Origin of the sequence: Companilactobacillus baiquanensis, assembly GCF_003946605.1 — a bacterium.
In the GTDB taxonomy this organism is placed as follows: domain Bacteria; phylum Bacillota; class Bacilli; order Lactobacillales; family Lactobacillaceae; genus Companilactobacillus; species Companilactobacillus baiquanensis.
This window is the reverse complement of record NZ_RHOQ01000015.1, coordinates 1-1939: the sequence shown is the minus strand read 5'-3', so window position 1 is coordinate 1939 and position 1939 is coordinate 1. Positions and strand designations below refer to the sequence as shown.

The window sequence follows — 1939 nt, the reverse complement described above, 5'->3', positions numbered from 1 at the left end:
GAGAGTAGACCTCTCAAAACTAAACAAAGTTTTAACTTGTGTATTTCCGTTGTGCTCTCGCACTTTTCCTTAGAAAGGAGGTGATCCAGCCGCAGGTTCTCCTACGGCTACCTTGTTACGACTTCACCCTAATCATTTGTCCCACCTTAGACGGCTAGCTCCTAAAAGGTTACCCCACCGGCTTTGGGTGTTACAAACTCTCATGGTGTGACGGGCGGTGTGTACAAGGCCCGGGAACGTATTCACCGTGGCATGCTGATCCACGATTACTAGCGATTCCAGCTTCATGCAGGCGAGTTGCAGCCTGCAATCCGAACTGAGATCGGTTTTAAGTGATTTGCTTACCCTCGCGAGTTCGCAGCACGTTGTACCGACCATTGTAGCACGTGTGTAGCCCAGGTCATAAGGGGCATGATGATTTGACGTCGTCCCCACCTTCCTCCGGTTTGTCACCGGCAGTCTCACTAGAGTGCCCAACTTAATGCTGGCAACTAGTAATAAGGGTTGCGCTCGTTGCGGGACTTAACCCAACATCTCACGACACGAGCTGACGACAACCATGCACCACCTGTATTCTTGTCCCCGAAGGGAAAAACTAATCTCTTAGTGTTTCAAGATATGTCAAGACCTGGTAAGGTTCTTCGCGTTGCTTCGAATTAAACCACATGCTCCACCGCTTGTGCGGGCCCCCGTCAATTCCTTTGAGTTTCAACCTTGCGGTCGTACTCCCCAGGCGGAGTGCTTAATGCGTTAGCTGCAGCACTGAAGGGCGGAAACCCTCCAACACTTAGCACTCATCGTTTACGGCGTGGACTACCAGGGTATCTAATCCTGTTTGCTACCCACGCTTTCGAACCTCAGCGTCAGTTACAGACCAGAAAGCCGCCTTCGCCACTGGTGTTCTTCCATATATCTACGCATTCCACCGCTACACATGGAGTTCCACTTTCCTCTTCTGCACTCAAGTTTACCAGTTTCCGATGCACTTCCTCGGTTGAGCCGAGGGCTTTCACATCAGACTTAATAAACCGCCTACGCTCGCTTTACGCCCAATAAATCCGGACAACGCTTGCCACCTACGTATTACCGCGGCTGCTGGCACGTAGTTAGCCGTGGCTTTCTGGTTGAATACCGTCAATACATGAACAGTTACTCTCATGCATGTTCTTCTTCAACAACAGAGTTTTACGATCCGAAAACCTTCTTCACTCACGCGGCGTTGCTCCATCAGACTTTCGTCCATTGTGGAAGATTCCCTACTGCTGCCTCCCGTAGGAGTTTGGGCCGTGTCTCAGTCCCAATGTGGCCGATTACCCTCTCAGGTCGGCTACGTATCACTGCCTTGGTGAGCCGTTACCTCACCAACTAGCTAATACGCCGCGGGTCCATCCTAAAGCGATAGCAGAACCATCTTTCAAACATAAACCATGTGGTAAATGTTGTTATGCGGTATTAGCACCTGTTTCCAGATGTTATCCCCCACTTTAGGGCAGGTTACCCACGTGTTACTCACCCATCCGCCGCTCACTCAAATGTATCATCACTCCGGTGCAAGCACCATCGTTCAGTTACCAGAGTTCGCTCGACTTGCATGTATTAGGCACGCCGCCAGCGTTCGTCCTGAGCCAGGATCAAACTCTCATATTAAAAGTTTGTGACTCAAAAATTATTACTAGCGAAAATTGACTTCGTCAATGTTTCTTAATTCAAAACCTTAATTAAAAGGTATATACACAATTGATTGTTAAAACTTTGTTCAGTTTTCAAAGGTCTACATGTCTGTTAGGAAGTGAACTTCTTAACAAGCGACTTAATTATCTTATCAATTGGACAAGTTAATGTCAACAATTATTTAAAATAATTTTTTCAGTGAAGAATGAGGAAAACTCATCAACACGTTGTCGCCGTTGCTCTGTCGCAACAACAGGTAATATATTAC

At 47.6% G+C, this 1939-nt stretch carries 1 rRNA gene; it reads right to left on the bottom strand.

The features are described from left to right. Positions 1-73: 73 nt before the first annotated feature. Positions 74-1647: ribosomal RNA gene (locus EKM77_RS10895) — 16S ribosomal RNA — on the bottom strand. Positions 1648-1939: the final 292 nt, after the last annotated feature.